Annotated in this window: 23 protein-coding genes; 19 read left to right on the forward strand and 4 right to left on the reverse strand. The window is 62.5% G+C overall.

The features are described from left to right. The first annotated feature begins 17 nt into the window (after positions 1–17). The 4 genes from CWS72_RS02795 (at position 18) to CWS72_RS02810 (ending at position 2,631) form a co-directional block, all read left to right on the forward strand. Positions 18–1,325 (forward strand): YihY family inner membrane protein, encoded by a 1,308-nt coding sequence (locus CWS72_RS02795; RefSeq protein ID WP_101249039.1) that lies wholly within the window; start codon positions 18–20, stop codon positions 1,323–1,325. Further along, positions 1,322–1,711 (forward strand): copper resistance CopC family protein, encoded by a 390-nt coding sequence (locus CWS72_RS02800; RefSeq protein ID WP_101249040.1) that lies wholly within the window; start codon positions 1,322–1,324, stop codon positions 1,709–1,711. The genes CWS72_RS02795 and CWS72_RS02800 overlap by 4 nt, the downstream gene beginning before the upstream one ends. A gap of 78 nt (positions 1,712–1,789) precedes the next feature. Then, positions 1,790–2,029: a hypothetical protein gene (locus tag CWS72_RS02805; protein WP_101249041.1), complete on the forward strand. Its 240-nt coding sequence runs from the start codon at positions 1,790–1,792 to the stop codon at positions 2,027–2,029. Continuing rightward, positions 2,029–2,631, forward strand: a complete 603-nt coding sequence (locus tag CWS72_RS02810) for an ATPase (protein ID WP_101249042.1) — start codon at positions 2,029–2,031, stop codon at positions 2,629–2,631. Before CWS72_RS02805 ends, CWS72_RS02810 begins: the two co-directional genes overlap by 1 nt. A gap of 47 nt (positions 2,632–2,678) precedes the next feature. On the opposite strand, the gene CWS72_RS02815 is transcribed toward CWS72_RS02810, so the two are convergent. Next, positions 2,679–3,617 (reverse strand): DnaJ C-terminal domain-containing protein, encoded by a 939-nt coding sequence (locus CWS72_RS02815; RefSeq protein ID WP_101249043.1) that lies wholly within the window; start codon positions 3,615–3,617, stop codon positions 2,679–2,681. A 223-nt stretch (positions 3,618–3,840) separates the two neighbouring features. Between CWS72_RS02815 and pdxH the strand changes: the two genes are divergently transcribed. The 5 genes from pdxH (at position 3,841) to CWS72_RS02840 (ending at position 10,552) form a co-directional block, all read left to right on the forward strand. Continuing rightward, positions 3,841–4,434 (forward strand): pyridoxamine 5'-phosphate oxidase, encoded by a 594-nt coding sequence (gene pdxH, locus CWS72_RS02820; RefSeq protein WP_101249044.1) that lies wholly within the window; start codon positions 3,841–3,843, stop codon positions 4,432–4,434. Further along, on the forward strand, positions 4,431–5,396 hold the full coding sequence (locus CWS72_RS02825; RefSeq protein WP_146002602.1) for a cation diffusion facilitator family transporter: 966 nt from the start codon (positions 4,431–4,433) through the stop codon (positions 5,394–5,396). Before pdxH ends, CWS72_RS02825 begins: the two co-directional genes overlap by 4 nt. After that, positions 5,393–6,919 (forward strand): bifunctional aminoglycoside phosphotransferase/ATP-binding protein, encoded by a 1,527-nt coding sequence (locus CWS72_RS02830; RefSeq protein WP_101249045.1) that lies wholly within the window; start codon positions 5,393–5,395, stop codon positions 6,917–6,919. The genes CWS72_RS02825 and CWS72_RS02830 overlap by 4 nt, the downstream gene beginning before the upstream one ends. Positions 6,920–7,004: 85 nt before the next feature. Continuing rightward, positions 7,005–7,877, forward strand: coding sequence for a universal stress protein (locus tag CWS72_RS02835; RefSeq protein ID WP_101249046.1), 873 nt, complete (start codon positions 7,005–7,007; stop codon positions 7,875–7,877). 209 nt (positions 7,878–8,086) lie between these two features. Next, positions 8,087–10,552, forward strand: a complete 2,466-nt coding sequence (locus CWS72_RS02840) for an ATP-binding protein (RefSeq protein ID WP_101249047.1) — start codon at positions 8,087–8,089, stop codon at positions 10,550–10,552. A 124-nt stretch (positions 10,553–10,676) separates the two neighbouring features. Here the strand turns inward: CWS72_RS02840 and CWS72_RS02845 are convergent, their stop codons facing one another. Further along, positions 10,677–12,080, reverse strand: a complete 1,404-nt coding sequence (locus CWS72_RS02845) for a sigma-54 interaction domain-containing protein (RefSeq protein WP_241911539.1) — start codon at positions 12,078–12,080, stop codon at positions 10,677–10,679. Between the two features lie 357 nt (positions 12,081–12,437). Between CWS72_RS02845 and CWS72_RS02850 the strand changes: the two genes are divergently transcribed. The 6 genes from CWS72_RS02850 to CWS72_RS02875 all read left to right on the forward strand — a co-directional run bounded on the left by CWS72_RS02850 (position 12,438) and on the right by CWS72_RS02875 (position 19,681). After that, on the forward strand, positions 12,438–13,841 hold the full coding sequence (locus tag CWS72_RS02850; protein WP_101249048.1) for a GntP family permease: 1,404 nt from the start codon (positions 12,438–12,440) through the stop codon (positions 13,839–13,841). Between the two features lie 106 nt (positions 13,842–13,947). Next, positions 13,948–14,730, forward strand: a complete 783-nt coding sequence (locus CWS72_RS02855; RefSeq protein WP_101249049.1) for a 3-hydroxybutyrate dehydrogenase — start codon at positions 13,948–13,950, stop codon at positions 14,728–14,730. Between the two features lie 52 nt (positions 14,731–14,782). Then, positions 14,783–15,448: a CoA transferase subunit A gene (locus tag CWS72_RS02860; protein WP_101249050.1), complete on the forward strand. Its 666-nt coding sequence runs from the start codon at positions 14,783–14,785 to the stop codon at positions 15,446–15,448. Further along, on the forward strand, positions 15,438–16,100 hold the full coding sequence (locus tag CWS72_RS02865; protein WP_101249051.1) for a 3-oxoacid CoA-transferase subunit B: 663 nt from the start codon (positions 15,438–15,440) through the stop codon (positions 16,098–16,100). Before CWS72_RS02860 ends, CWS72_RS02865 begins: the two co-directional genes overlap by 11 nt. A gap of 414 nt (positions 16,101–16,514) precedes the next feature. Beyond that, complete coding sequence (locus CWS72_RS02870; protein ID WP_101249052.1) at positions 16,515–17,840, forward strand: GH1 family beta-glucosidase; 1,326 nt, start codon at positions 16,515–16,517, stop codon at positions 17,838–17,840. Between the two features lie 56 nt (positions 17,841–17,896). Continuing rightward, complete coding sequence (locus CWS72_RS02875) at positions 17,897–19,681, forward strand: ABC transporter ATP-binding protein/permease (protein WP_101249053.1); 1,785 nt, start codon at positions 17,897–17,899, stop codon at positions 19,679–19,681. A 29-nt stretch (positions 19,682–19,710) separates the two neighbouring features. Here the strand turns inward: CWS72_RS02875 and CWS72_RS02880 are convergent, their stop codons facing one another. Next, entirely contained in the window at positions 19,711–20,382 is a 672-nt protein-coding gene (locus tag CWS72_RS02880; protein ID WP_199175519.1) for a TetR/AcrR family transcriptional regulator, read from the reverse strand. Between the two features lie 110 nt (positions 20,383–20,492). Between CWS72_RS02880 and CWS72_RS02885 the strand changes: the two genes are divergently transcribed. Continuing rightward, positions 20,493–21,701, forward strand: a complete 1,209-nt coding sequence (locus CWS72_RS02885) for a multidrug effflux MFS transporter (RefSeq protein ID WP_101249054.1) — start codon at positions 20,493–20,495, stop codon at positions 21,699–21,701. Here CWS72_RS02885 and CWS72_RS02890 read toward each other — a convergent pair. Continuing rightward, positions 21,696–23,060 carry a GH1 family beta-glucosidase gene (locus CWS72_RS02890; RefSeq protein WP_101249055.1) on the reverse strand — a complete coding sequence of 455 codons (1,365 nt, stop codon included), beginning with the start codon at positions 23,058–23,060 and terminating at the stop codon, positions 21,696–21,698. The two genes, CWS72_RS02885 and CWS72_RS02890, sit on opposite strands and share 6 nt — an antisense overlap. Positions 23,061–23,175: 115 nt before the next feature. Between CWS72_RS02890 and CWS72_RS02895 the strand changes: the two genes are divergently transcribed. From CWS72_RS02895 to CWS72_RS02905, 3 genes are all read left to right on the forward strand, one after another. Further along, positions 23,176–24,534, forward strand: a complete 1,359-nt coding sequence (locus CWS72_RS02895) for a GH1 family beta-glucosidase (RefSeq protein WP_101249056.1) — start codon at positions 23,176–23,178, stop codon at positions 24,532–24,534. Positions 24,535–24,595: 61 nt separating this feature from the next. Then, complete coding sequence (locus tag CWS72_RS02900) at positions 24,596–24,853, forward strand: hypothetical protein (protein ID WP_101249057.1); 258 nt, start codon at positions 24,596–24,598, stop codon at positions 24,851–24,853. Between the two features lie 301 nt (positions 24,854–25,154). Continuing rightward, a complete protein-coding gene (locus CWS72_RS02905) occupies positions 25,155–25,907 on the forward strand; it encodes an IclR family transcriptional regulator (RefSeq protein WP_101249058.1) in 753 nt (250 codons plus the stop codon). Positions 25,908–25,926 lie beyond the last annotated feature (19 nt).

The raw sequence follows: 25,926 nt of genomic DNA on the forward strand, positions 1-25,926 counted from the left end.
CGCGGCGAAGGAGGGCCATGATCGCGACCTTCTCTATGAAAGGCGGCCGCTACGTCCGCCTCGCTCTTTATGTCGGACGGCGCTTTCGGGCCGACGGCGCTTTCGACATGGCGTCGTCCCTGGCTTATACCTCCTTGTTGTCCCTGGTCCCGCTGCTGGCGATCGGGTTGGCCGTCCTGGCGGCCTTTCCGGTTTTCGACGCGGTGCGCGACAATTTGCAGGCGACGCTTTTCCGTTATGTGGTGCCCTCGGTCGGCGAACAGGTGCAGGGCTATATCGCCGGATTCGTCAGGAATGCCGGCAAGCTGACGGCGGCGGGGGTGATCGGTCTGGCCTTCAGCGCGATCATGGTGCTCGTTACCATCGAAAGTTCGCTCAACCAGATTTTTCGGGTGACGACGCCCAGGACTCCGATGTCCCGCCTGCTGGTCTATTGGACGGCGCTGACTTTGGGGCCGCTTATGCTGGGGGCCAGCTTTTCCCTGTCGGCGTGGCTCTATGCGGCAAGCGACTGGGCGGCGCGCGCCGGATTGTGGAGCATCGTCCGCCTGGTCACCGGAGCGGCGCCGGCCGTTCTGCTGATGGTCGCCTTCGCTCTTCTATATTCAAGCGTGCCCAACCGCCGTGTCAGGCCGATCGACGCCGCCCTCGGCGGCATCGCCGCCGGGCTGGCTTTCGCCGCCTTGCGCTGGGGGTTTGGCCTGTATGTGGCCAATGTCAAAGCCTATCAGTCGATTTACGGCGCGGTGGCGAGCGTGCCGATCTTTCTGTTCTGGACATATCTATCCTGGATGGTCGTTCTGTTCGGGGCGGAGTTGACGGCGGCTTTGCCGGAGTGGCGGCGCTCCCGCGAAACCTTGGGCGAAAGGCTGTCGGAGCGGCAAAAACTGGCTTCGGCCTTGTCCCTGCTCCAGGTTCTCCTTCTCGAGGCGAGGGGGGCGGCGCGGGGCTGCGGACGCAGCGATCTTCTTGAGCAGACCGGCGAAGCGGAGGCAGATTTGCAGGCTGTTCTCGATCCGTTATGCCGGTCCGGTTTCGTCGCCGAGACCGAATCCGGCCGATACTTTCTGGGACGCGACCCGAGCTGCGCGACTTTGGCCGACGTCGTTCGTGCCCTCGATCTCGGGTTGGGCGGTCATGGCGGGGCGGAAGGGGAAACGCCGGTCATGAATCGCATTGCCGGGCGGCTGGACGATATCGCGCGCAGCGAAGACGCCGCGCTTGACCTGACGCTGAACAGCATTTTGGATAGTCCCATGAAGCCGCCGTCATCCGAACGCAAAGAGAAGGGCGCCGCCGGGCAGGCGGCGCGGCATTCCCCATGAGCATTCCGCGCCTCCCCGGCTTTTGGCTCGCCATCGCCACCGCCGTCCTTTGCCTGTCCTGGTCGTCACGGGCGGCGATGGCGAAAGACCGCCTCGATCTGCGATCCAGCGATCCTGCCGCCGAGGCGGTCGTGGAGACTTCTCCGTCCGAGGTGGTGCTGACCTTCAGCGCTCCCGTCGAGCCGGCCTATTCCTTTATCGCGGTGCTCGACGGCAACGGCCGGCGTATCGACGTCGGCCATATGGAACGCGACAAGACGAGGGCCGCCGTCGTCCACGTTCCTCTGTTCGCCAAGGCGCAAGGACCCTGCCTGGTGAATTGGCGCATGGTCGGACGGGAAGGGCAATCGGCCAACGGCAGTTTTTCCTTCGTCGTGGCGCGGTGACCGGCCGAGGGGACTTGCAATTCGGCGTCCATAATCGAATATTTTTGCAGTTTCGGTGCCGATTTAAGGAGCAACGCCATGAGTCTCCAGCCCCGCCTTCAGGAAGACGATCTCGATCGGCTCTGGAATGACCTGCCGCGCTTGATCGAACAGGATGACGGTTATGCGGTGAAGGAGCTTTTGGCCAAGGGAATTCCCGCATATTACAGCGAAGATGACACCCCGGAAGGTTTGTTGATCCGGGAAAATCCGGACGGGACAAGGCAGCTTGTACGCGTCAGCTTCGACGGTGATGACATCGTCATTCAGAACCTCTGATGTCGCGCCCCCAGCTTTGGGTTTTCGCTGGACCCAATGGAGCCGGAAAGTCGACCTTGGTCCGGAGATACTGGGTTGCCGCGCGGATTCCCGTGGTCAATCCCGATGATATCGCCCGGTCGATCAAGCCGGGTCATCGTGGTGAGGCCGCGATCATGTTTCTGGCAGGAAAAGAGGCCGCGAAACTCCGACAAGAGCATCTTGCATCCGCACGATCGTTCGCGATCGAAACAACGTTGAGCGGCCATTCCGAACTGCGTGTCATGGAGGATGCTCGCGCCGCAGGTTTCAAAGTCAACCTGATTTTCTTGGGGATCGCTGGGCCTGAGACCTCTTTTGCCCGTGTGCGCGGTCGGGTTCGTGATGGCGGGCACGACGTCCCTGTCGTCGACATTCGGCGACGCTACGCTCGTACCATGGAGAACCTTCAAACGGCATTTCAACTCGCGCACCGAAGCTTTGTCCTGGATAATCAGGGGAAATATCGTCCCCGTCTTCTGTTCGTCCTCGATGAAGGGCGGCCGCGCCGAGTGGCCCGTGTCCTGCCGGGGTGGGCTCAGCGGGCATTCGGCTCGCTCGGGGACGCTCAAGGTCTTATCTGACGCTTCCACGGGTGTCCGTGCATGACGGGGCCCGCCGAAGGCCCTCGTTAACTCATGCCGACCTTGCTCCGCACGTCGTAGGGATGCTTGGCCGTCCAGGATTTTAAAAAGCTCTCAAGTTCGCCGTCGGGAGGCTCGGGAAGCACTACCTTCAGCGTGACCAGTTGATCTCCGCGCGCCTTGCCATGGGGAGCGCCCTTGCCCTTGAGACGGAGCACGGTGCCGCTGTTGGATCCGGCCGGGATGGTCAATGTGACCTTTCCGTCGACGGTGGGGACGGTCACCTTGCCGCCGAGGACGGCTTCCGGCAGCGTCACCGGAACGGTGGCCAGAATGTCGTTGCCGTCGCGCGAGAAGAACGGGTGGGATTCCACTTTCATCTCGATCAGGGCGTCGCCGGCCGGCCCGTTGCTGCGTCCGGGGTGGCCCTGGCCTTTGAGCCGCAGTTTCGCTCCGTCCTTGGTGCCGGCGGGAACCTTGACATCGAGATTCTTTCCCGTCGGCAAGGTGATCCGCTTGGTGGTGCCCATGACGGATTCGGTGAAGCTGATCCGCAGCGAGTATTCCGCATCCGCCCCCTTCGTCGGCGAAGCCTCGTCGGATTCGAACGGGTTCCATCCACCCGCCCGGCCCTTGCTGCGCCGGCGCAAAAGCTCGGCGAAAATGTCGTCGGCGCTGTTGCCGAAGCGGAAGCCGTCGGAAGACCTGCCGCCGGACGCTGCGCCGTCGCCGAATCCACCGCGATAGCCATAGCGGGGCTTCTCGGCGCCGGAGGCGTCGATTTCGCCGGCATCGAAACGCGCGCGCTTCGCCTGATCGCCTAACAGATCATAGGCGGAACTGACCTTCTTGAATTTCTCTTCCGCCTGTTTGTTATCGGGATTGACGTCGGGATGAAGGCTTCGCGCCAATTTTCGATACGCACTTTTAATCTGGTCTTGCGTGGCGTCGCGGGCGACGCCCAGCAGTTTATAGGGATCGTCCACAGGAATTTTACCTTCTCAAACATATGCCGGGGTTCCCGTCCTCCGGGACGTCCCCATCTGTTAATGTTTCAAGATAGTGGGTTCGCGAACGACTTTCCAGCGATCAGAGGCGTGCTATAACAGGACTCTAGCAAGTCACATCGATGGGCAGCGCAGACTGCCGCGCCAATGACGGCGTTGGTCATGTTTAGCCCCGTATCACGGAAATGAAAATGGACGGCGAATGATGGCGGACGATGCCAAAGATCCCATTGCCCTGTTCGGCGAATGGATGCAGGACGCGGAAAAGCACGAGCCGAACGATCCCAACGCGATGGCGCTGGCCACCAGCACTCCCGATGGACACCCGTCCGTCCGCATGGTTCTGCTGAAGGGGTATGACGAAACCGGTTTCGTTTTCTACACCAATCTGGAAAGCCGCAAAGGTGGCGAACTGCTGGCCAATCCCCAGGCGTCGTTATGTCTGCATTGGAAAAGCATGCGCCGGCAGATCCGCATCGATGGCGGGGTCGTGCCGGTGAGCGCCGCGGAGGCGGATGCCTACTTCGCCAGCCGGGCCCGCGGCAGCCAGATCGGCGCCTGGGCCTCGAGGCAGTCGCGCCCGATGACGGGGCGCTTCGATCTGGAACGCAGGATCGCCGAATACGCGGCCAAATTCGGTTTCGGCGCCGTGCCGCGGCCGGAGCACTGGTCGGGGTTTCGTCTGGTGCCGCGCAGCATCGAATTCTGGCAGGACCGAACCTTCCGGCTGCACGAGCGGTTCGTCTATAATCGTGGCGCCGATGGAGCGTGGCAGACGGAGCAGTTGTTCCCATGACCGAGGCGGTGTTCCCGGACGGGCAATTGATGCGCCGGGCCACCTATCTGTCGGTGGCGGTGGGGAGCTTGCTGATCGTCGTCAAGCTGGTGGCGTGGGGTGCCACCGATTCGGTGGCGCTGCTCTCCACCCTGATCGATTCCACGCTGGATACCGTCGCCTCGCTGGTCAATCTTTTCGCGGTGCGGCAGGCCTTGCAGCCGGCGGACCACCAGCACCGCTTCGGCCATGGCAAGGCCGAGCCGCTGGCGGGGCTGGCACAATCGACCTTCATCGCCGGTTCCGCGTTATTTCTGGTGGGCGAAGCCGGAAAGCGGATGTTTTTTCCCGAAGCCGTCGATCATGCTCCGCTCGGCATCGCCGTCATGGCGTTTTCAATCGTCATGACCGTGGGGCTGGTGCTTTTTCAACGCTACGTCATCCGGCGAACCGGTTCCCTGGCGATCGATGCCGATCATCTGCATTACGTCGGCGATCTTGGGATGAACATGTGCGTCATCGTCTCGCTCATTCTCTCGGCGCAATTCGGCTTCGAATGGGCCGATCCCCTGTTCGCCCTGGGTATCGCCGGGTTTCTGGTCTATTCGGCGGCGACCATCGCCTGGCGCTCCCTCCATCTGCTGATGGACCGGGAGTTTCCGGACGAGGACCGCAAACGGATTGCCGAGATTTGCCAGGCTCATCCCGATGTGCATGATATTCACGATCTCAGGACCCGTTCGGCCGGATTGCAAGGTTTCATCCAATTGCATCTTGAACTCGATCCCGACATCAGCCTGAAACGCGCTCACGTCATCAGCGATGAGGTCGAGGCCGGCCTTCGCAAGGCTTTCCCCGCCGCCGACGTGATCATTCACCAGGATCCCGCGGGAACCATGGAGCGGAAGGATCCTTTCGACGGGGAACGCTATGCGACGCGTGATGCTTCGCGAACGGTTCCGCGCAGGAGCAGGGCGTCGTGACCGCCGATTCTCAAGCCGAACTGGTGGCTTGGCTGTCCTTGCCGTCGAGTTACGGTCAGGGTGTCACGTCGGTTGACCGGATCGACACCCATATTTCCTCGATCTTTCTGGCCGGAGAGCGCGCCTACAAGCTCAAGCGGGCGGTGCGCCTGCCATTCCTCGACTTCACCACCCTCGAACAACGGCGGACGGCGTGCGAACGGGAACTGGTGGTCAATCGCCGGACGGCGCCCGAACTTTATCTGGGGCTGGTCGCGGTGACCCGTGACAAGGGGGGAGCGCTTGCCTTCGATGGCGAGGGCGCCACCGTCGATTGGGTGATCGTCATGGCGCGGTTCGACCAGGAACATCTCTTCGACCGGTTGGCCGCCAAGGGGGGGCTGGCGCGCGACGACGCGCGCGCCCTGGCCGACGTGATCGCCAGTTTCCATCAATCGGCAGAACCCCAGTCCGAATGGGGGGGCGAGGCCGGGGCCAGCTTCACCATCAACACCAATCAGGCGAGTTTGGCCCGGTTCGCTCCGGGGCTTTTCGATCCGGCCCAGGTGGGCGCGGTCACCGATGGATCGCTGGCCTGGCTTTTCAGGCTGTCGCCGCTGTTGGAGCGGCGGCGGCTGAATGGCTTGGTCCGGCGTTGCCACGGCGATTTGCATCTCGGCAACATCTGTTTGTTCAAGGGGCGTCCGACCCTTTTCGACGCCATCGAGTTCAACGAGGAATTCGCCTGTATCGACGTCTTCTACGATCTTTCCTTCCTCATCATGGATCTGGAGGCCCGAGGGCTTCCCGACCTGGCGTCGGCGGTGTTCAATCGCTATCTGGAACGGACCGGTGATTTCGACGCTTTGCCCGCTTTGCCGCTTTTCCTGTCGTTGCGGGCGGCCATCCGCGCGCATGTTTGCGCCGCCACGGCCGAGGCAGGTGGACGGGCGGAGAAGCGTGGCGAGGCTGTGGCCTATTTGGCGAGAGCTGGGGCCTATCTCGCGCCGTCGCCACCGCGTTTGCTGGCGGTCGGCGGCCTGTCGGGCAGCGGAAAATCGCGTCTGGCCGCCGATCTGGCCCCTTTCGTCGGAGCTGCGCCGGGTGCCGTCGCCTTGCGAAGCGACGTCCTGCGCAAACATCTGGCCGGTATCGATCCTTTCACCCGGCTGTCCGCCGAGGGCTACAGCGAGGAGATGACCGGGCGCACCTACGCGACACTTTATGAACAGGCCGAGCGGATCTTGCGCGCGGGACATGCTGTGATCGCCGATGCGGTTTTCTCCCGTCCCGAACAGCGGGCCGCGATCGAGGCGGTGGCGTCACGCGCTGGGGTCCCGTTCGATGGCCTTTGGCTCGACGCCGATCCAAAGGTTTTGCGCGAGCGGGTCGACGCACGGCGCAACGATGCGTCGGATGCCACCGTGGCCGTCCTGGAACGCCAGTTGACTTATCCCCTGGGAGATATCTTCTGGCGCCGCTATGACGCCTCGGGCGGCAAGGCGGAGACCTTTCTCGCCGTGCGGAAAGATTTGGCGATATGAGAAAACTGGCGCTGTTCCCTTAAGAGTGGAAGGGGCATAATCGTTCAAGCGGCGAATTAAAAGCCACTGCACGAGGAGGTAAGCCATGACTGGCTATCGAACGATCCTCGCCTGCCTCAGCGACGCCGACACCGCGCCTGCAACATTGGGGTTGGCTCTCTTGGTGGGGCGCAATCACGCGGCCCATATCGAAGCGCTCCATGTCCGAATCGATCCCGCCAGCGCCATTCCCTTGGTTGGAGAAGGAATGTCGGGAGCGATGGTCGAGGAAATGCTGACGGTCGCCGAGAAGCAGGCGACCGAACGGGCCCAGGGAATTCGCGCCCTGTTCGATAAGATCTGCACGAGTGAAGGGGTTGACCAGGCCGAAGCGCCGTTTTCCGATCCGCGGCTTTCGGCCCATTGGCGAGAGGAAATCGGGCGGGAGGAGGAGGTTCTGGCCGAGACCGGGCGTCTGTCCGATCTTCTGGTTCTGGCTCGTCCGATGCCGGAGAGCGATGTCCCTTCGATCATGACCCTGAATGCGGCCCTGATGGAAAGCGGGCGGCCGTTGTTGCTGGCTCCCCCCACCTTGCCGGCCAGTGTCGGCAGGAAAGTGGCGGTCTTCTGGAACGGCAGCATTGAGGCCGCACGTGCCGTGGGAGCGGCTTTGCCCTTCCTGCGTCAGGCCGATGAGGTCGTCATCCTGTCCGCCCGCGAGGAGGAAGCCACCTCGCCCGGAGAACTGGTCAAATATCTGGCTTGGCATGGCGTCTCGGCGAGCAAGCATTGCTTCCCGGCCAGCAGCGCGGCCGGCGGGCAGGTCGCACAGATTCTGCTCGACGAGGCGGTGACGCGCGGCGCAGATCTTGTTGTCATGGGCGCCTACACCCACAGCCGACTGCGTCAGTTGATCATGGGGGGCGTGACCCGTCACGTTCTGCATTTCGCTAAATTGCCGGTCCTGCTCTGCCACTAATTCCGGTGTGACGGCGTTGTTTTTCATCCGGGCCCCGGCGGCAATGGCGTCGGGGCCCGGAGTCTATCCGGCCGGGGTAATCGCATTGCGGGAGAAAACGGAGAAACATATTATAATCTTTTGGTGGAGGCGGCGTTCTCGCAAGGCCTGCGCTCTATCCGTTGTCCCGCCCGGCTTCCGGTGGCGGCGTCGCTTCGCGGAGATGCGGGATGAAAGTCCGTCGCGAACCTATCGAAATGCCTCGGGGCTTCACCGGAAAGGGAATTTTCGCCGCCGCCGTGCTGATCGATCTGTTCGTGATCGCCCTGGTCGGCCTGGCAATTCATCAGAGCTATCTGCAATCGCGAAGCCGGGTGGAGGCCGCCGCCGGCAATCTGTCGCGGGTTTTGGAACAGAGCGTCGTCGGCGTCATCGAGAGGATCGATTTGGGTTTGCGCGCCGTCGCCGACGAGTTCGAGCGGGAGAGGTCGTCGGATGTTTCCGATGAGCAGCGCTTCGCCCGCATCTTCAAAGCGCAGAAGGAGCGTCTGCCCGATATCATATCCCTCCGGGTGGCGGGTCCTACCGGGCTGGTGATCGGCGGGACTCCCGAAATCGCGGGCCCCCCCGTTTCCATCGCCGACCGGGACTATTTCATTCGTCTTCGCGCCGATCCGCAGGCTGGGCTGGTTCTTTCCAAGCCATTGGAGGGAAGGGCTAGTCCGGGGTGGTCGATCGTCTTCGCCCGCAGGCTTTCCATGCCGGATGGCTCATTCGCCGGCATAGTCCTGGCGGCGGTCGGTCTTGACCGCTTTCAGGAGCTGTTTTCCACCCTGGATGTCGGTCCGCACGGCTCCGTCAGCCTGCGTGACGGCGATTTCGTTTTGCTGGCGCGCTTTCCCCAGGTTCCGGACACCGCCAATCTCGCCGGAGTCAGGACCCCGTCGAAGGAATTCCAGAAGCGCGTGCGGGAGCATCCGAATGGTGGGCTTTACCGGGCGCGGGCGAGCATCGACGATGTCGAAAGGGTCTTCTCCTTTCGCAAACTATCCTCCCATCCTCTTTACGTCATCGTCGGATTGGCGGAGGTCGACAATCTGACGGAATGGAGAAATGGCGCGATGGCCCTGGGCGGGCTGGCCGCCTGTTTCGTCATTACGACGTTGCTGGCCGGCCGGTTTCTGGAGCGGAGCTGGAAGGCGCGGGAACGGGCCTTGTCGGAAGCCGAGGTAGCCACCGCCCGGCTGCGGGCGATCCTGCAGAACTCCCCCATCGGGCTGGGGATCGTCGGCATCGATCGGACCTTGCAGTTGGTCAACAAAACCCTGGCGGACATTTTCGGCATATCGTCCGAAGGCCTGCTCGGCCAATCCGCGGAAAGGCTTTACGGCTCCCGGGCGCAATTCGACGATCTGGGGCGCCGCGCCTACCCCGTCATCCTTTCGGGCGGGACCTTCAGCGATCAGATCCTCATGCATCGTCAGGACGCCAGCACCTTCTGGTGCAGGATGCGCGCCCGGTTGCTCGACGTCGGCTCACCGTCCCTTGGCGTCGCCTGGGTGATGGAGGACATCAGCGAGCAGAAGCGCAATGAACAGCAGTTGGCTCTTTACCGCAGTCTGATCGAATATACGTCGGACTGCGTCTATGTGATCAGTCCGCGCCAAGGGTTCCGGATGGTCTTCGCCAACGATGCCGCCTGCGCCCATTATGGCGTTCCGCGCGAAGAACTGTTGACTTGGCGTCTGCCGGACTGGGACGTCGGCCTGCAGGACACCGAAGCCCTCGATGAGTTTTGGCATGAGGTGAAACTGAAGAAATCCCTGCTGATCGAAACGAAGCACCGCGTGCATACCGGTGCGCAGGCCAGTGCGCTGGTCCCCGTCGAAATGTCGGCGAACTATCTGTTCCACGAGGGGGAGGAGTTCATCGCCGGTTATTTCCACAACACCGTCGCCCGCATGGCCGCCGAGCGTGCGCTAACCGACAAGACGCGGGAACTTGCCCGTTCCAATACCGATCTGGAGCAGTTCGCTTATGTCGCCTCGCACGATCTCAGGGAGCCCTTGCGGATGGTGAGTTCCTATCTCGGGCTTCTGGAGCGGCGTCTCGCCGGTCACTTAAGCGACGAGGCTCGGGAATTTATCGGCTATGCCAAGGACGGCGCCGAGCGGATGGATCGGCTGATTCTCGATCTGCTCGATTATTCGAGGATTGGCCGCGCCAGCCGCCCCCTTGAACCCGTCTGCCTGGCCGAGGTGGTGGCGGAGGTGGCCGGTAATCTGAAAACCCGGATCGAGGAAGTCGGCGGGGTGCTGGAGATTCATCCGGCGATGCCGACTGTATTGGGCGACCGCCAGGAACTGGTGCGGCTATTTCAGAACCTGGTCGCCAACGCGCTGAAATATCATGCTCCCGATTGTCCGCCGAAAGTCGTCATCACTGCCCGGCAGCGGCGCAAGGAATGGGTGGTATCGGTGGCGGACAATGGCATTGGTATCGCACCTCAGCATTTCGAGCGCATTTTCGGCATTTTCCAACGACTTCATCCTCGCCGCGACTATGACGGCACCGGCATCGGACTGGCCGTCTGCAAGAAGATCGTGGAGCATCACGGAGGCGCCATCTGGGTCCAGTCGACTCCTGGCGAGGGCAGCGAATTTTTTGTCTCTTTTCCTGAAGTAACAGGCTCGTAGGGCCTGTCGCGAAATAATCGCTCCTGGCCCGACGGTTTCATATGACGCTTCCGCTCCGCTCCAGCGGGCTCAAACGCCGCTCCGGCTCAAGGGCCTGTTGATTCGATAACGTGTCAACAGGCCCTCAGTCCTTGGACATCATGCCGAAGGCGGCCATCCGTTCGTAGAGCGACGCCCTGGAAATCGCCAACAGTTTGGCCGCCGCCGACCTGTTGCCGCCCGCTTGCAGCAGGGCGGCGGAGATCGCCGCCCTTTCCGCCTGGCCGACCACCGTGGCCAGCGCCTGGACCGGCGGGGGCGAGTCGTTGGCCGGCGGTGCCGGCGGTCGCGGCAGAATGGCCGCGAAATGTTCGGCGGTCAGCACCGGTGCCTCGACGAGCATGCAAACCCGTTCCAGAATATTGTGCAGTTCTCGGACATTGCCCGGCCAATCATGGGCTTTCAGCGCCTCGATGGCGGAGCGGTCAAGTTCGCGAGGGCCTTCGCCCAGCCTCAGACGCAGGAGATCGAGGATGCTCTCCGCCAGGATTTCGATGTCTTCGCCCCTTTGGCGCAAGGGGGGCAGGGTGATCGGCAGCACATTGATCCGGTAATAAAGGTCGGCGCGGAACAGGTTGGCCCGCACCAGCGCGGCCAGGTCGCGGCTGGTGGCCGCGATGATCCGGACATCGATGCGCAGAACCTTGTTGCTGCCCAGAGGCTCGATTTCCTTTTCCTGCAGGGCTCGCAGCAATTTCGTCTGCATGGACAGGGGCATGTCGCCGATTTCATCGAGAAACAGGGTGCCGCCGTTGGCCAGCTGGAACTTGCCGTCGCGCCCGCGCGGGTCGGCCCCGGTATAGGCGCCGGGAGCGACGCCGAAAAACTCGGCCTCCAGCAGCGCTTCCGGGACGGCGGCGACATTGATGCTGACCATCGGCCTCAACGCCCTGGCGCTGGCCGCGTGGATGGCATGAGCCAGCAGTTCCTTGCCGGTTCCGGTCTCCCCCATCAGCAGGACAGTGCTGTCCATCTGGGCGGCCCGGCGGGCCAGGGTCTTGACCTGGCGCACCTCCTCGCTGGTCCCGAGGAATTGCGAGAAGGTGTATTTGGCCTGCCGTTCGCCGGCCAATTCCCGGCGCGTGCGGTTCAGCTCTTCCTGCAGTTTGGAGAATTTGAACACCAGGGGTTTGAGATATTCGGCCCGGTCGAACAGGACGAGGCCGATACCGCCCTGGATTTCGCCATTTTCTCCCAGAAGCGGCAAGCGGATGACGACGAAGGAGCGGACACCGAACTCCATGATATCGAGCAGGATGGGTTTGCCGGTGGTCACCACCTGGCGCATCAGGCTGTTGGGAATGACCTCTTCGACCACCTTGCCGGTGACATCGTAATCGATCCCCAGCAGGGCCTTGTATTTATCGTCCATCCAGGCGATGCGGACGTCGCGGTCGACGGCCACCAGCCCTTCGCAGATGGAGGCCATATGGTCGAACATCGATTGCACCGCCCGTTTGCGGATATCCTCCGGGCCGATCGCCATCATTTTTCTCCCGCCCCAGTGGGCCAACCAATTGAATTGTGGAGGGCCCGCTTGTCAGCTCTGTCCGGCTTTCCGGGCATAGTGTCCGATTTCTTGGACGTTCACAACCTGCGGGAATGGCACAGTCCGGGTTATGGCACCTGGGATACTGTCCGCCAAAGCGGACAGAAGTCTCGCCATCGGCTTGGGGGCATTCGATAAAACCCCAGGAAAACCGCGACTTTTGCGGTGTTCGTCCAATGGCATAAGCGTTGCACTCGGCTGTGGTACGGCGACGGACCGGACTTTTAAGTCCGACCGTGCCGGCAATGACAAGGCTCGACCCGAAAACGGGCAATGCCAACCCAAGGAGGAACACCAATGAGTTTCCTGATCTGTATCGGGGCACTGCTTTTTTTGATGTTCGTCGCCTACCGGGGCTTCAGCGTGATCCTTTTCGCGCCCATCGCCGCCCTGGGGGCCGTACTGCTGACCAATCCATCGTTGGTGCTGCCGGTCTACAGCGGTCTGTTCATGGATAAGATGGTCTTCTTCATCCAGAACTATTTCCCGGTGTTTCTGCTGGGAGCGCTGTTCGGCAAGGTCATCGAGATGTCGGGATTCGCCCGTGCCATCGTGACCGCGGTCATCGGGATGGTCGGGCGCAAGCGGGCCGTGCTTTCGATCGTGCTGGTCGGCGGCCTTCTGACCTATGGCGGCGTCTCGCTGTTCGTCGTGGTTTTCGCCGTCTATCCCTTCGCCGCCGAAATGTTCCGCCAGGGCAATCTGCCCAAGCGGTTGATTCCAGGAACCATCGCGCTCGGCGCCTTCACCCTGACCATGGATAGCCTGCCCGGCACGCCGCAAATCCAGAACGTCATACCGACCACCTTCTTCAAGACCGACATCTATGCCGCGCCGATTCTGGGAACCATCGGCGGGATCTTCATTCTGGTGTGCGGCGTCGCCTATCTGGAATGGCGTCTGAAGCAGGCCGAGGCCGACGGCGAGGGCTATGGCAGCGGACATAGCCAGGAGCCCGATCCCGACGTCATTGCCGGCACATCCATCGTCAATCCGGTGATCGCCATCCTGCCGCTCTTCGTCGTGGGTATCATGAACCTGGTGTTCACCAAGCTGATTTTTCCCACTTACTACGCCTCGGCCAATGCCGAGATTAATCTTCCCGGCCTGGCCAAGCCGATCGCCGTCGTCGTGAAGACGCAGATCGGCATCTGGTCGGTCGAGGCCGCCCTGGTGCTGGGCATCCTGACTGTCGTGCTGTTCGCGTTCAAAACCATTTCGACCAAATTCGCCGACGGCAGCAAGGCGGCCGTCGCCGGATCGCTCCTGGCCTCGGTCAACACGGCCACCGAATACGGGTTCGGCGCGGTGATCGCCGCACTTCCCGGCTTCATGGTCATCAAGGACGCGTTGCAGGCCATTCCCAATCCGCTGGTCAACGAGGCGATCACGGTGACCACGCTGGCCGGCGTCACCGGATCGGCGTCCGGCGGCATGGGCATCGCCCTGGCCGCCATGGCCAATCAATTCGTCGCCTCCGCCAATGCCGCCGGCATTCCTCTAGAGGTGTTGCACCGGGTGGCGGCGATGGCCAGCGGCGGCATGGACACCCTGCCGCACAACGGCGCGGTCATTACCCTGCTGGCCGTCACCGGGCTTACTCATCGGCAGTCCTACATGGATATCTTCGCCATCACCTGCATCAAAACCGCGGCCGTCTTCCTTGTCATCCTGGTCTACTACCTGACCGGGCTGGTCTGAACGTCGCCGAACGGCCGTTTCCGCGGGGTACGCGCGGGAACGGCGGGGTCATCATCACGGCATCCGTGCGGATCCGGACGCCGTTAAAAAAAGGAAGGAAACAGCCATGCTGAAGGGATTGACCGCCGTCGTCACCGGATCGACCAGCGGGATTGGTCTGGGAATCGCCACGGCTCTTGCCGCCGAGGGCGCCGATATCATGCTGAACGGTTTCGGCGATCCCGCCGTCATCGAAAGCCTGCGTGCCGGCCTGGCGACCGAATTCGGTGTTCAGGTCGTTTACAACGGCGCCGATTTGTCCACGGCGGCCGGATGCGAGGCCCTGGTCGAAGACGCCGAGGAGCGCCTGGGCAAGGTGGATATCCTGGTCAACAATGCCGGCATCCAGCATGTGGCGCGCGTCGAGAATTTTCCGGTCGAGCGCTGGGATGCGGTGATTTCCATCAATCTGTCCTCGGCGTTCCACACCATGCGCAAGGCATTGCCTGGCATGCAGAAGAGGGGTTTCGGCCGGATCATCAACATCGCGTCGGCTCACGGTTTGGTGGCGTCGGCGGAAAAGTCGGCCTATGTCGCCGCCAAGCATGGTCTGGTCGGCCTGACCAAAGTGGTGGCGCTGGAAAATGCCGAAAGCCCGATCACCTGTAACGCCATTTGTCCGGGCTGGGTGCTGACCCCCCTGGTCCGGGCGCAGATCGAGGCGCGGGCCCGGACCGAAGGGAAAAGTGTGGCCCAGGCCGAGCGCGAACTGCTGATCGAGAAACAGCCTTCGGCGCGCTTTACCACCGTCGAGCAATTGGGCGCTGTGGCGGTGTTCCTGTCCAGCCCGGGAGCGGCCAATATCACCGGCGCATCGTTGCCGGTCGATGGCGGCTGGGTGGCGCGATGAGCGTTGCTGCGGGGAGGGGCCGGCAGTCCGGCGAGATCATGAGGGGGCGCGAATGAGCAAGGCTGTCAGTGTCACCAGGGCTGTCGAGATGGTTCCCGACGGTGCCTCATTGTTGATCGGCGGTTTCATGGGAGTCGGTTCGCCGCACCGCGTCATCGCCGAGCTGGTTCGCCAGGGCCGCAAGGATCTGACGGTCATCGCCAATGATTCGGCGCGTCCGGGCTTCGGCATCGGACAACTCATCGACGCCCGGCTGGTTCGCAAACTGGTGACCAGCCACATCGGGACCAATCCCGAAACGCAACGCCAGATGATCGCCGGCGAGACCGAGGTCGATCTGGTGCCGCAGGGGACTTTGGCCGAGCGTATCCGGGCCGGTGGGTTCGGACTGGGCGGCGTGCTGACCCCGACCGGTGTCGGTACCGTCGTCGCCGAAGGCAAACGAACGATCGAGGTGGACGGTAAGGTCTTCCTGTTGGAAGAACCGTTGAAGGCCGATTTCGCCCTGCTTTTCTGCCGACGGGCTGATTACCTGGGAAATCTGGACTATTTCCTGACGGCCAGGAACTTCAATCCCCTCATGGCCACCGCCGGCGGAACCGTGATCGCCGAACCCAACGAGATCGTGCCGACAGGCGTCATTCCGCCCGACGAGGTGGTGACGCCGCATGTTCTGGTCGATCATTTCATCGAGAAGGGGGCTTCCCATGGACGATAAGGTCACCATCGCCAGGCGCGTCGCCCTGGAATTGCGTGAAGGCGATCTGGTCAATCTGGGGATCGGCCTGCCGACCACCGTGGCCCGTTATCTGCCGGCCGGCGTCACCGTGCATTTCCAGTCCGAAAACGGCATCATCGGCATGGCGCCGGTGCCCGAGGCGGGGCTGGAGGCCGAATTCCTCACCGATGCCGGCGGCGGTTATATCGGCGCCGTGCCCGGGGCCGCCGCTTTCGACAGTTGCATGTCGTTCGGGCTGATCCGGGGCGGACATCTGGATGTTACCGTGCTGGGCGGCCTGCAAGTCGATGAACTGGGGCAATTGGCCAATTGGATGGTGCCCGGAAAGATGGTTCCCGGCATGGGCGGCGCCATGGATCTGGTCAGCGGAGCGCGGCGGGTGATCGTCGCCATGACCCATACCGCCAAGGGCGAGGCCAAGGTCTTGAAACGCTGCACTTTGCCGCTCACCTCGGTGCGCCGTGTCGATTTGCTGGTCACCGAACTCGCGGTGATCGAGCCGACCGGGGAGGGGCTGGTGCTGCGCGAACGGGCCCCCGGTGTTTCGATAGAACAAGTGATCGCCGCGACCGAGGCCCATCTGATCGTTCCTGAGAGCGTTCCGGAAATGGCCATCGGCGCGGCGGTGTGAAAACTGGCGGGGCGACGGGGGCGCCGCCATCCGGCGGTGCTCCCCGGTCTGCGACGGGATAACGCGGCGAGGTATGTACCTGATGAAGATAAGGCCTTCTTCCGTGTGCGTTGTTTTTATGCCAAGTACATTCTAGAAATAAAAATAGATATTATGATAATAATCTACATATATACACAATATATATTGCGTGAATTTTGCAAATTTTTAAAGATGCATGCGTGATTTCGGCAAATTTTACTGTCTGTTGAAACGAGATGATAACCGCTCTAATTTAGAAAGGTGTCGCCCGCATATTTTCCAATGGATGGCTGGCGGGATGCCGATTCTTGATGCATCCTGGACATCATCGTATCTTGATGTCTGTCCGGCGCGGTCGTTCGCCCCGGATGAATCCAGGAGGGAGCGGCGGCCATGACCAATGTGATCTTTCCCCGGGATTTTCTGTGGGGCGCCTCGACTTCATCCTATCAAATCGAAGGGGCCCTCGACGCCGACGGGCGGGGGCCTTGCGTGTGGGATACCTTCGCGGCGGAGGGGCGGATTTCCGACGGCAGCACGGCGGCCGTCGCCTGCGATCATTACCATCGCTGGCCGGAAGACATCGCGCTCATGCGGGCCGCCGGTTTCAACGCCTATCGCTTCTCCATCGCCTGGCCGCGGGTGCTGCCGACGGGGACCGGCGCCGTCAATGGCAAGGGGCTCGATTTCTACGATCGGCTGGTCGACGGTCTGCTGGCCGCCGGCATTCGTCCGATGGCCTGTCTTTATCACTGGGATCTGCCGCAACCGCTGGAGGATCGCGGCGGCTGGCAGGGCCGCGAGATCATCGGTCCCTTCGCCGATTACGCCGCCATCGTCGCGGCGCGCTTGGCCGATCGCGTCAAGGACTGGATGATGCTGAACGAGCCCAATGTGGTGGCCATCTTCGGCTATGGTGTCGGAGAGCACGCGCCGGGCCATAAACTGGGCGAAGTCGGCATGCTCAGGGCGCTGCATCATCAAAATCTGGCACAAGGCCAGGCGTTGCGGGCGCTGCGCGCGGCGCATGCCGATCTTCGGCTGGGAACGGTGATCAATCTTCAGCCATGCCGCGCCGAATCGGCGAAGGCCGAGGACGTCGCCGCCGCCGCCCGCTGGGATGCCGTGTGGAACCGCGTCCCGCTCGATGGAGTGCTGCGCGGGCGCATCCCCCCGTTGCTCGCCGAAAAAATGGCCGGCTTCGTCCTGCCGGGGGACGAGGCTGCGATCGGCTATCCGATCGATCTGTTGGGGATCAATTATTATTCCCGCATGACGATGAAATACGAGACCGGGCATCCCTTCGACGTCTGGTGGGGCGATGCCCATTGCGAGCGATGGACAGACATGGCCTGGCCGGTGCAACCGGACGGCCTTTACGACCTGCTGGCCGAACTGAAACGGGACTATGACAATCCCGCCGTCTATATCGCGGAAAATGGTGCGGCCTACGAGGATGTCCCCGGTCCGGACGGCGAGGTGCATGACGAGGCCCGGGTCGCCTTCCTGAGGGATCACCTGGCCAGCGTCGGACGCGCCGTCGCCGACGGCTGCAACGTCAAAGGGTATTTGTGCTGGAGTTTGCTCGACAATTTCGAATGGGCGTTCGGATTGTCGAAGCGGTTCGGCATCGTCAGGGTCGACTATCAGACGCTGAAACGCACGCCCAAGGACAGTTACCGCTTCTTCAGCCAAGTGGCGAAGTCGGGGCGCCTGTAAGGGACTGACGCCCGCCGGAAGCGGGGCGCGGGAGATCGCCGGGGGAGAACGACCGAGTGGGGGCAGTACGTCATTTGAAACGCAAGCAAACCAGGGTCCCGCCAGTCGTCGAGCAACCGGCTTTCGGGCGTCGTTTCCTGCAGCTTGCCAGTGGTTATTGGCGCAGCGAGAAAAGATGGTCGATCCGTCTGCTGACCATCTCTCTGGTCATTCTCACCATCGGTCAGGTTACCGAACCGGTGCTGTTCAATCTGTGGAGCGAACGGCTGTTCGATGCCCTTGAGCAGCGTTCGATGGATCGCTTCCTGATGGTCGGTGCGATGATCGCCGGCATCATTGTCTTCAACATCGGCGTTCAGATCCTGCATTTGCGGGTCAAGCGCCGCCTGCAGTTCGGCTGGCGGCGCTGGTTGTCCCAGCAGATTTTGGAACAATGGCTGTCGCGCGGGCGGCATCATCAGTTGAGCTACTTTCCTGGCGATCACGACAATCCCGACGGACGGATCGCCGAAGACATCCGTATCACCACCGAATATGCGATCGACCTCGGACATTCGCTGCTCTATTGCGCCATCCTGCTGTTCAGTTTCACCAACATTCTGTGGATGCTGTCCGGCAGACTCGACGTGACCCTGGGCGGAGTCAGCCTGAGCATTCCCGGCTATCTGCTTTATATCGCGATTCTCTACGCGGCCATCGGAACCACCATCGCCCTGCTGCTGGGCCGCCCCCTGGTCCGCGCGGTCAATCGCCGGCAGGGGCTGGAGGCCGATTACCGGTTCGGCCTCGTCAGGGTGCGCGAACATGCCCAGCCCATCGCGCTCCTGCATGCCGAGAAGGAGGAGCGCCGCCATCTGTTCTCGCTGTTGAAAGGCGTGCGCGCCGGCTGGTACGGACAGACCGGGGCGCTTTCCATCGTGACCTATTTCAGTGCCGGCTATTCGGTGCTCTGTGCCGCCTTTCCCCTGTTGATTTCGGCGCCTCGCTACATTTCCGGGGCGATTTCCCTGGGCGTGCTGATGCAAACGGCGCAGGCGTTCCAACAGACGGTGTCGGCGCTGTCCTGGCCGGTCGACAATCTGGGGCGGGCGGCCGAATGGAAGGCCTCGGTCGAACGCGTTCTCGGACTGAAGGACGCCCTGGCCAAGCTCGATCTCGATGTCGAACAGGGGGACCGCCGCATCCTGGTCGAACATTCGCAGGAGGGGAAGACCCTGCTGTTCGAGGATCTGGCCGTCGACGACGCCAACGCGCATCTGATGATCGAACCCTTCACGGCGGAGATCCTTCCCGGTGAAAGGGTTCTGATCGTCGGCGATCCGGCCGCGGCGGTGACCCTTTTCCGGGCGGTGGCGCGCGTCTGGCCATGGGGGCGCGGGCGCATCGCGTTGCCGGCCCATACCAGGGTCTATTTCATGCCGCAGCGGCCCTATCTGCCATCCGGCCCGTTGCGTCACGCCCTGTGCTATCCGGACAGCGGCGAGTCCCTGCCCGACGAGAAGGCGGCCGCCGTCCTGGCCCAGGTGGGGTTGCCTTATCTGACCAAGCGTCTCTACGACAATGCGGCCTGGGAGGATATCCTGGCCCTGGCGGAACAGCAGCGCCTGGGGTTCGCCCGTCTGCTGATCCGGCGTCCCGACTGGATCTTCCTCGAAGACGCCACCGATGCCCTGGGCGCGGCGGGCGAACAGGACATGTTGCAGATGCTGGACCAGGAATTTCCGCAAGCGACGTTCCTCACCATCGCCAGCCATGCCATCGTCGAGGGCCGTTTCGACCGCAAATTCGTTCTCGAACGCAATTCGGGCGGTGTCGTCGTCCACGAGGAGAACGTGGTTTAGCCGGCGGCATCATCCGCCGGAATTTGATATTACACGTTCCCGCGCGGGCGGACGCCATTCAGAAAAACCTTGATGCACCGCCTTATGTAATCGCATTGCCGCCCGCCGCCGGGCCATTCGACGTCGTCCGGTTCCCTGTGGATGATGGCGCCGAGGATCATGTCCATCAGCATGTGGGCGCCGCATTCCGGATCATCGATCTCGATGCGGCCCCGTTCACGTTGACGCTCCAGCCATTCGGCCAATTCGGCGCGTGACCTGTCTCTGCCGTGGCGGTTGAAGACATCCCTGATTTCGGGAAACTGCGCCGCCTCGATCGTCACCGACCGGGCGAAGGCCATCCGCGCGCGGTCCATTTCCGGTTCGATGTCGCTCCTGAAAATTCGTTCCAGCGCGTCTTGGAGCGGCAGGTCGTCATAGTCGCCGGGCAGATCCAGCATGGTTTGCCGATGGCTGTCGACGACCGCGGTGAACAGCTCCAGCTTGCCGGAAAATAGCCGGTAGAGCGTCTGCTTGGAGACGCGGCAACCGGCCGCCACCTCGTCGGTCGTCGTCCGTCCGTATCCCTTTTTTACGAACAATTCCGCCGCTTTTCGCAAGATGAGCGATTTCTGCGCGTCGTCGGGCGTGACTTTCGGTCGTCCGCGCTTGCGGATGGGGGGCTGAGGCATGTTGCGGACCAATTCTGTTGACGACGTCATCTTGTTCGAATATCAGTACTGATAAGTTCTGTAAATGGAGTTCTGGGGGCCGCTTCGTTCCGTCCGTGACGGAGACGTCGGTCTCTCAGCTGTCTTATAAGGAAAATCGGATGACAATGAGCGAGCCGGCGGCCAGGCCGGACGTCAGTAGCACGCGCCTGACGATCGTTCTCGGCGCGCTGACGGCGTTTGCGCCGTTCTCGACGGATATGTATCTGGCAAGTTTTTCCAGCATCGCCGAAAGCCTGCACACCGGCCTGGGCGAAGTGCAATTCACGCTGTCCGTTTTCTTCTTCGGACTGGCCTTGGGACAGTTGTTCTATGGTCCGCTGATCGACCGGTTCGGCCGGCGAATTCCGCTGCTTGCCGGCATCGCGCTCTATATCGTGGCCTCCCTGCTCATCGTCGTCGCCCCCGACATCACCACCTTCACGGTCCTTCGTCTGCTGCAGGCCCTGGGCGGCTGCACCGGCATGATCATCAGCCGGGCCATCGTCCGCGACCTGTTCGACGAAAGGGGATCCGCGCGCATTCTGTCCTCCATGATGGTGGTGCAGGGGTTGGGACCGATCATCGCTCCCATTTGCGGCGGATATCTCCTGACCCTTGTCGATTGGCGAGGCGTATTCGTCTTTCTCGTGCTGTTCGGGGTCTGCTGTTTCCTGGCGGTGATGCGCCATATTCCCGAAACACTGCCGGCGGGGCGACGGTATCGGACCAGTCTGCCCCGGCTTCTGATCGTCTTCTGCGAGCTGTTGAGCGACCGGCGTTTCATCGTGCCGACCGTGGCCGGTGGCTTCGGTCTTGCCACCCTTTTCGCGTTTATCAGCGGATCGCCCTTCGTTTTCATGGAGTTGCACGGAGCGAGCCGGCAACAATACGGTTGGCTGTTCGGCCTGTGCGCTTTCTGCATGGTCGCCGCCGCCCGACTGAGCGGAATGCTGCTGCGCCGGTTTCAGCCGCGCGCCGTGTTGTTCGCCGCGCTTGCTGCCGAGACGGCCTTCGCCATCGTCCTGGCGTCCTTAAGCCGGACGCCGTCATTGCCGGTCCTGATGATCCCCTTGTGTCTCTGCATGGCGACGATTCCGCTGATCGGCGCCACCTCCACCGCGGTCGCCATGAGCGCCTGCGGCAATCAGGCGGGCAGCGCCTCCTCCCTCGTTGGTGTGATGCAATTCGGCCTGGCCAGTCTCGCCAGCGCCCTGGTCGGTCTTTTCCACAACGGCACGGCCTTTCCGATGACCGTCGTCATTCTTGGCTGCAGTCTGGGCGGCTTCGCCCTTCTGGTCGTGGGACGGCGTGGGCGCCCCGTCCTATAGCGTTCCCTTGATCAGATCGCGGTACCAGCGGGCGGATGCCTTCAGGATGCGTTCCTGGGTGGCGTAATCGACGAAAATGATGCCGAAGCGGTCGCCGTAACCGGCGCCCCATTCGAAATTGTCGAGCAGCGACCAGACGAAATAGCCGCGCACATCGGCGCCGCTTTCCCTTGCCCGCTGCATGGCGGCGACCTGGCCGGCCAGATAGGCGACGCGGTCCTGGTCATCCAGCTCGTCTTTTTCGTTGGGGGCCTCCCGCGACTGGGTGCCATAGCCGCTTTCCGTCACATAGACCGGCAGCCGGTAGCGACTGGTGAGACCTCTCAACGTGTCTTCGAAGGCGGAAGGATCGATCGGCCAGCCGACGCCGGTTTTCGGCAAGGCGTCGGGCAGCGCCCCGAAAACGAAGCCCCACAGCATGTTGGGCTCGGCCTTGCCATACATCGGGGCGTAATGGTTGAGGCCGAACCAGTCGATCGGCCGGCAGATGCGGGCCATGTCGCCGGCCTGCACATAGGGTTCGATCGCCCGGGCGATCTGCGGCGGGTAATGGCCGAGAATCTGCGGATCGGGGAAGGCCAGATTCCAGTGCTCGTTGAAAAGTTCGGTGGCGGCGACGTCTTCCGGTGCGTTGGAGGACGGGCGGCAGGGTTGCACGCTGTGGATGGCGCCGATCGACGCCTCCGGCACATGGGCGCGCAGCACGTCGACGGCGGCGCCATGGGCCAGATTGACGTGATGGATGGTCTTCAGATGGGCGCCCCGGTCGCTGATGCTGGGGGCTCCCCAGCCGAAAGCGTAGCCGAACAGGGTGAACACCGAGAATTCGTTGAAGGTGGCCCAATGCTTGACCCTGTCGCCGTAACGCCTGGCCGCCAGCACCGCATAGTCGGCGAACCAGCCGGCGCTGTCGCGGTTGGTCCATCCGCCCAGATCGTCGAGCCCCTGCGGCAGGTCCCAGTGATAGAGGGTCGCCCAGGGGGTGATGCCGGCTTCCAGCAGGGCATCGATCAGCCGGTCGTAGAAATCCAGGCCCTTCTGATTGACCGGCCCCTTGCCGGTGGGCAGCAGGCGGGGCCAGGACAACGAGAAACGATAGGCGTCGAGACCCAGTTCACCCATTAGCCGGACGTCTTCGGGATAGCGATGGTAATGGTCGCAAGCCACGTCGCCGTTGTGGCCGTGGTTCACCCGGTCCTTCATCTTGCAGAAGCTGTCCCAGATGCTGGGGCCACGGCCATCCTCCGTGGCCGCTCCCTCGATCTGATAGGCCGAGGTGGAGGCTCCCCACAGGAAGTCGGGGGGAAAGCGGAAGGATGCGGACGCCGTCCGGGATGATGTCTTGGCAAGCCTGGTCATGGCGTCTCCTCCGCTTAAGGCATTGGCAAATTATGCGCTTTTCACGGATAATTTGCCAAAGAACGTGTGGTTATCGCGGTCGGCCATGAATGCCGCCGCTTTGAGGGAGTGAGCCATGGCCAAGCAACCCCGGACGATTTCCGTCGGACAGCAGGGGCTGCCGCCCGGCTTTCTGTGGGGGGTCTCCACCTCGGCCTATCAGATCGAGGGCGCCGTCGCCGAGGACGGGCGCGGCCCCAGCATCTGGGATACCCGCTGCAAAATGAAGGGTGGCGTCGGCGACGGCAGCACCGGCGATGTCTCCTGCGACCACTACCACCGCTGGCCGGAAGACATCCGGCTGATGCAGGATATCGGTGTCGATGCCTATCGTTTCTCGTTGTCCTGGCCTCGCCTGCTGCCCACCGGCAAGGGGCCGGTCAATCAGAAGGGCCTGGATTTCTACGACCGGCTGATCGATGCCCTGCTGGAAGCCGGCATCACTCCCTGGGCGACCCTCTATCACTGGGACCTGCCGCAGGGGCTCGACGATCTGGGCGGATGGACCAACCGCGACAGCGCCGGCTGGTTCGCCGACTATGCGGTGCTGGCGGCCAGGCGTTACGGCGACAGGGTCAAGCATTGGGCCACCTTCAACGAATTCTCGGTGTTCACCCTGTTCGGCTACGCCATCGACTGGGCGGCGCCGGGCGTCACCGACCGCATCGCCCATCTGAAGGCCATCCACCACGTCAATCTGGCCCATGGCGCCGCCGTCGACGTGCTGCGCGCCCATGTTCCGGAGGCGTCGATCGGCGCCATTCATAACCGCCAGCAGGTGTTGCCGGAGGGCGGAAAACCTGAAAACCAGGCGGCGGCCAGCCTGCTCGACGAGCATTGGAACCTGGCCTTCCCCGATCCGCAGATCCTCGGCCATTACCCGCCGCAGATCGCCCGGGCGATCGAACCCTATGTGCAGGCCGGCGACATGGCCCGCATCTGCCGGCCGACCGACTGGTTCGGCCTCAATCACTATGGTCCCATCTTCGCCAGGAACGATCCCGGCAAGACCTGGGGATTCGGCTGGGGCGACGCGCCGGCCGGCTCGCCCGACCATGGGATCGGCTGGCCGATTTTCCCCGAGATGTTCCGCGACGAACTGATCGAACTGACCAGGCGTTACCGGCTGCCGGTCTATATCACCGAAAACGGCTGCGGCGGCGACCGGGACAAACCCGATGCGCAAGGCCGGGTGATCGATGAACACCGCATCAAATATCTGGAGCTCTATCATCAGGCGATGCGGGACGCCTTGGCCGGCGGCGCCGATGTGCGGGGCTATTTCGTCTGGTCCTTGCTCGACAATTTTGAATGGGGGGCCGGCTATGGTCAGCGTTTCGGACTGATCTACGTCGATTTCCCGACGCAAAAGCGCATTCCCAAGGCATCCGCCCGTTGGTATGCCGAATTGATTCGGCGGATGAAAAGCGCCTGATTCCGAACGGTTTGGTGTTATTCTCTGGTTCTCCAAACCAGACCTGACGGGAGAACAGATCATGGGTGCGAACGACTGGAAAACCGTTTCAACCGACCAATATGCGGCCGATGGCGTGACCAGCGTCGAGCGTGCCGAGTTCGGCCGCTCCGTCGTCGACATCTTTCCCTGCACGGTCAACAAGGGAAAATGGAAGTATGTGATCGACGGCAAAGTCTGGGGCTGGGCCGACGACCGCGACGCGGCGATGCGCGAAGGCGAAATCAGCGGCTGGGATTCCGAGGAAAACAATCTGTACGGCCGGCATCTGCGCCCCTGATGGTCGGTATCCGTCCATAGTGACGGTGGATCCATTCCTTTGAGATTCCTCGAATGACACGGTGACATGCTGCCGGCGTGACCAACACATCGGCAGGACGGGAAAGGCGCCGCCATTCCTCGCCGGCTCCCGGATTCAGACATCTCAAGTCTCGTCGTTTTATCAGAGCGTTTATCGCCCTTATCCTCCGAAGGAGTGTTGCTCCCACGGGGCGGCGTTGACGTTTTTGCGCCGGCTTGCTATCGTTCTATCAGAAAGATCAATGTTCTGTCTGACAGAACGATAGATGATGGAGCCACCCATGACGCGATCGCGAGGGGTTGTGCAGATGCCAAAGGACAGCGAGCCGAGCGGGGTGGATGTCCTCGATCGCGCTTTCGCCATCCTCTTCGCGTTCCGTTCCGACGATGCGGGTTTGAGCCTGGCGGAGTTGTCGGAGCGAACCGGCCTTTACAAAAGTACCCTGTTGCGCCTCGCCGGCGCGCTGATTCATCACAAGTTCCTGAGCCGCCTCGATGACGGTCGCTATCGTCTGGGGCCGGCGTCCTTCGTGCTGGGGTGCCATTACCAGGCGGGGCTGCGACTGGGCGACGTGCTCCTGCCCCTGATGCGGGAACTGAACCGCGAGTTCGGCGAAGCCGTGTCCTTCCATATTCGCGAGGGGGACCGGCGTATCTGCCTTCATCGGATCGATTCCACTTTCTCGATCCGGGCGCAAGTCCGGGAAGGGGACGTGCAAGGTCTGGAACTGGGGGCGGGCGGGCGTGTGCTCCTGGCGTTCTCTGGCGCGGAGGGGGAACCCTATGAAAGCGTCCGCCGGTCCCATTCCTACATGTCCTTCGGCGAGCGGGATCCGGAAACCGCCGGTATTTCGGTACCCGTCTTCGGCATTGGGCAGCGGCTGCAGGGCGCGCTGGGAATAGTCGGGCCGACCTCCCGCGTCGATCGCCCCTTCATGGAGCGGGTTCGCGGCCGCTTGCTCGCCGTTGCCGCCGAGGCGACGGAGGCCCTTGGCGGCAATTCGGCATCCCTGCGGCACGCGGCTGCGCTCTAAGCGATCCACCGGCAAGAGG

The organism is Telmatospirillum siberiense (assembly GCF_002845745.1).
Taxonomy (GTDB): domain Bacteria; phylum Pseudomonadota; class Alphaproteobacteria; order Rhodospirillales; family Magnetospirillaceae; genus Telmatospirillum; species Telmatospirillum siberiense.

Bases quoted from the DNA above. Each gene is read 5' to 3' on its own strand.
- CWS72_RS02880 (WP_199175519.1), bottom strand. From the start codon at position 20,382: ATGACGTCGTCAACAGAATTGGTCCGCAACATGCCTCAGCCCCCCATC.
- CWS72_RS02805 (WP_101249041.1), top strand. From the start codon at position 1,790: ATGAGTCTCCAGCCCCGCCTTCAGGAAGACGATCTCGATCGGCTCTGG.
- CWS72_RS02840 (WP_101249047.1), top strand. From the start codon at position 8,087: ATGAAAGTCCGTCGCGAACCTATCGAAATGCCTCGGGGCTTCACCGGA.
- CWS72_RS02865 (WP_101249051.1), top strand. From the start codon at position 15,438: ATGGACGATAAGGTCACCATCGCCAGGCGCGTCGCCCTGGAATTGCGT.
- CWS72_RS02850 (WP_101249048.1), top strand. From the start codon at position 12,438: ATGAGTTTCCTGATCTGTATCGGGGCACTGCTTTTTTTGATGTTCGTC.
- CWS72_RS02800 (WP_101249040.1), top strand. From the start codon at position 1,322: ATGAGCATTCCGCGCCTCCCCGGCTTTTGGCTCGCCATCGCCACCGCC.
- CWS72_RS02890 (WP_101249055.1), bottom strand. From the start codon at position 23,060: ATGACCAGGCTTGCCAAGACATCATCCCGGACGGCGTCCGCATCCTTC.
- CWS72_RS02810 (WP_101249042.1), top strand. From the start codon at position 2,029: ATGTCGCGCCCCCAGCTTTGGGTTTTCGCTGGACCCAATGGAGCCGGA.
- CWS72_RS02885 (WP_101249054.1), top strand. From the start codon at position 20,493: ATGACAATGAGCGAGCCGGCGGCCAGGCCGGACGTCAGTAGCACGCGC.
- CWS72_RS02905 (WP_101249058.1), top strand. From the start codon at position 25,155: ATGACGCGATCGCGAGGGGTTGTGCAGATGCCAAAGGACAGCGAGCCG.
- CWS72_RS02855 (WP_101249049.1), top strand. From the start codon at position 13,948: ATGCTGAAGGGATTGACCGCCGTCGTCACCGGATCGACCAGCGGGATT.
- CWS72_RS02835 (WP_101249046.1), top strand. From the start codon at position 7,005: ATGACTGGCTATCGAACGATCCTCGCCTGCCTCAGCGACGCCGACACC.
- CWS72_RS02895 (WP_101249056.1), top strand. From the start codon at position 23,176: ATGGCCAAGCAACCCCGGACGATTTCCGTCGGACAGCAGGGGCTGCCG.
- CWS72_RS02825 (WP_146002602.1), top strand. From the start codon at position 4,431: ATGACCGAGGCGGTGTTCCCGGACGGGCAATTGATGCGCCGGGCCACC.
- CWS72_RS02870 (WP_101249052.1), top strand. From the start codon at position 16,515: ATGACCAATGTGATCTTTCCCCGGGATTTTCTGTGGGGCGCCTCGACT.
- CWS72_RS02900 (WP_101249057.1), top strand. From the start codon at position 24,596: ATGGGTGCGAACGACTGGAAAACCGTTTCAACCGACCAATATGCGGCC.
- pdxH (WP_101249044.1), top strand. From the start codon at position 3,841: ATGATGGCGGACGATGCCAAAGATCCCATTGCCCTGTTCGGCGAATGG.
- CWS72_RS02845 (WP_241911539.1), bottom strand. From the start codon at position 12,080: ATGATGGCGATCGGCCCGGAGGATATCCGCAAACGGGCGGTGCAATCG.
- CWS72_RS02795 (WP_101249039.1), top strand. From the start codon at position 18: ATGATCGCGACCTTCTCTATGAAAGGCGGCCGCTACGTCCGCCTCGCT.
- CWS72_RS02860 (WP_101249050.1), top strand. From the start codon at position 14,783: ATGAGCAAGGCTGTCAGTGTCACCAGGGCTGTCGAGATGGTTCCCGAC.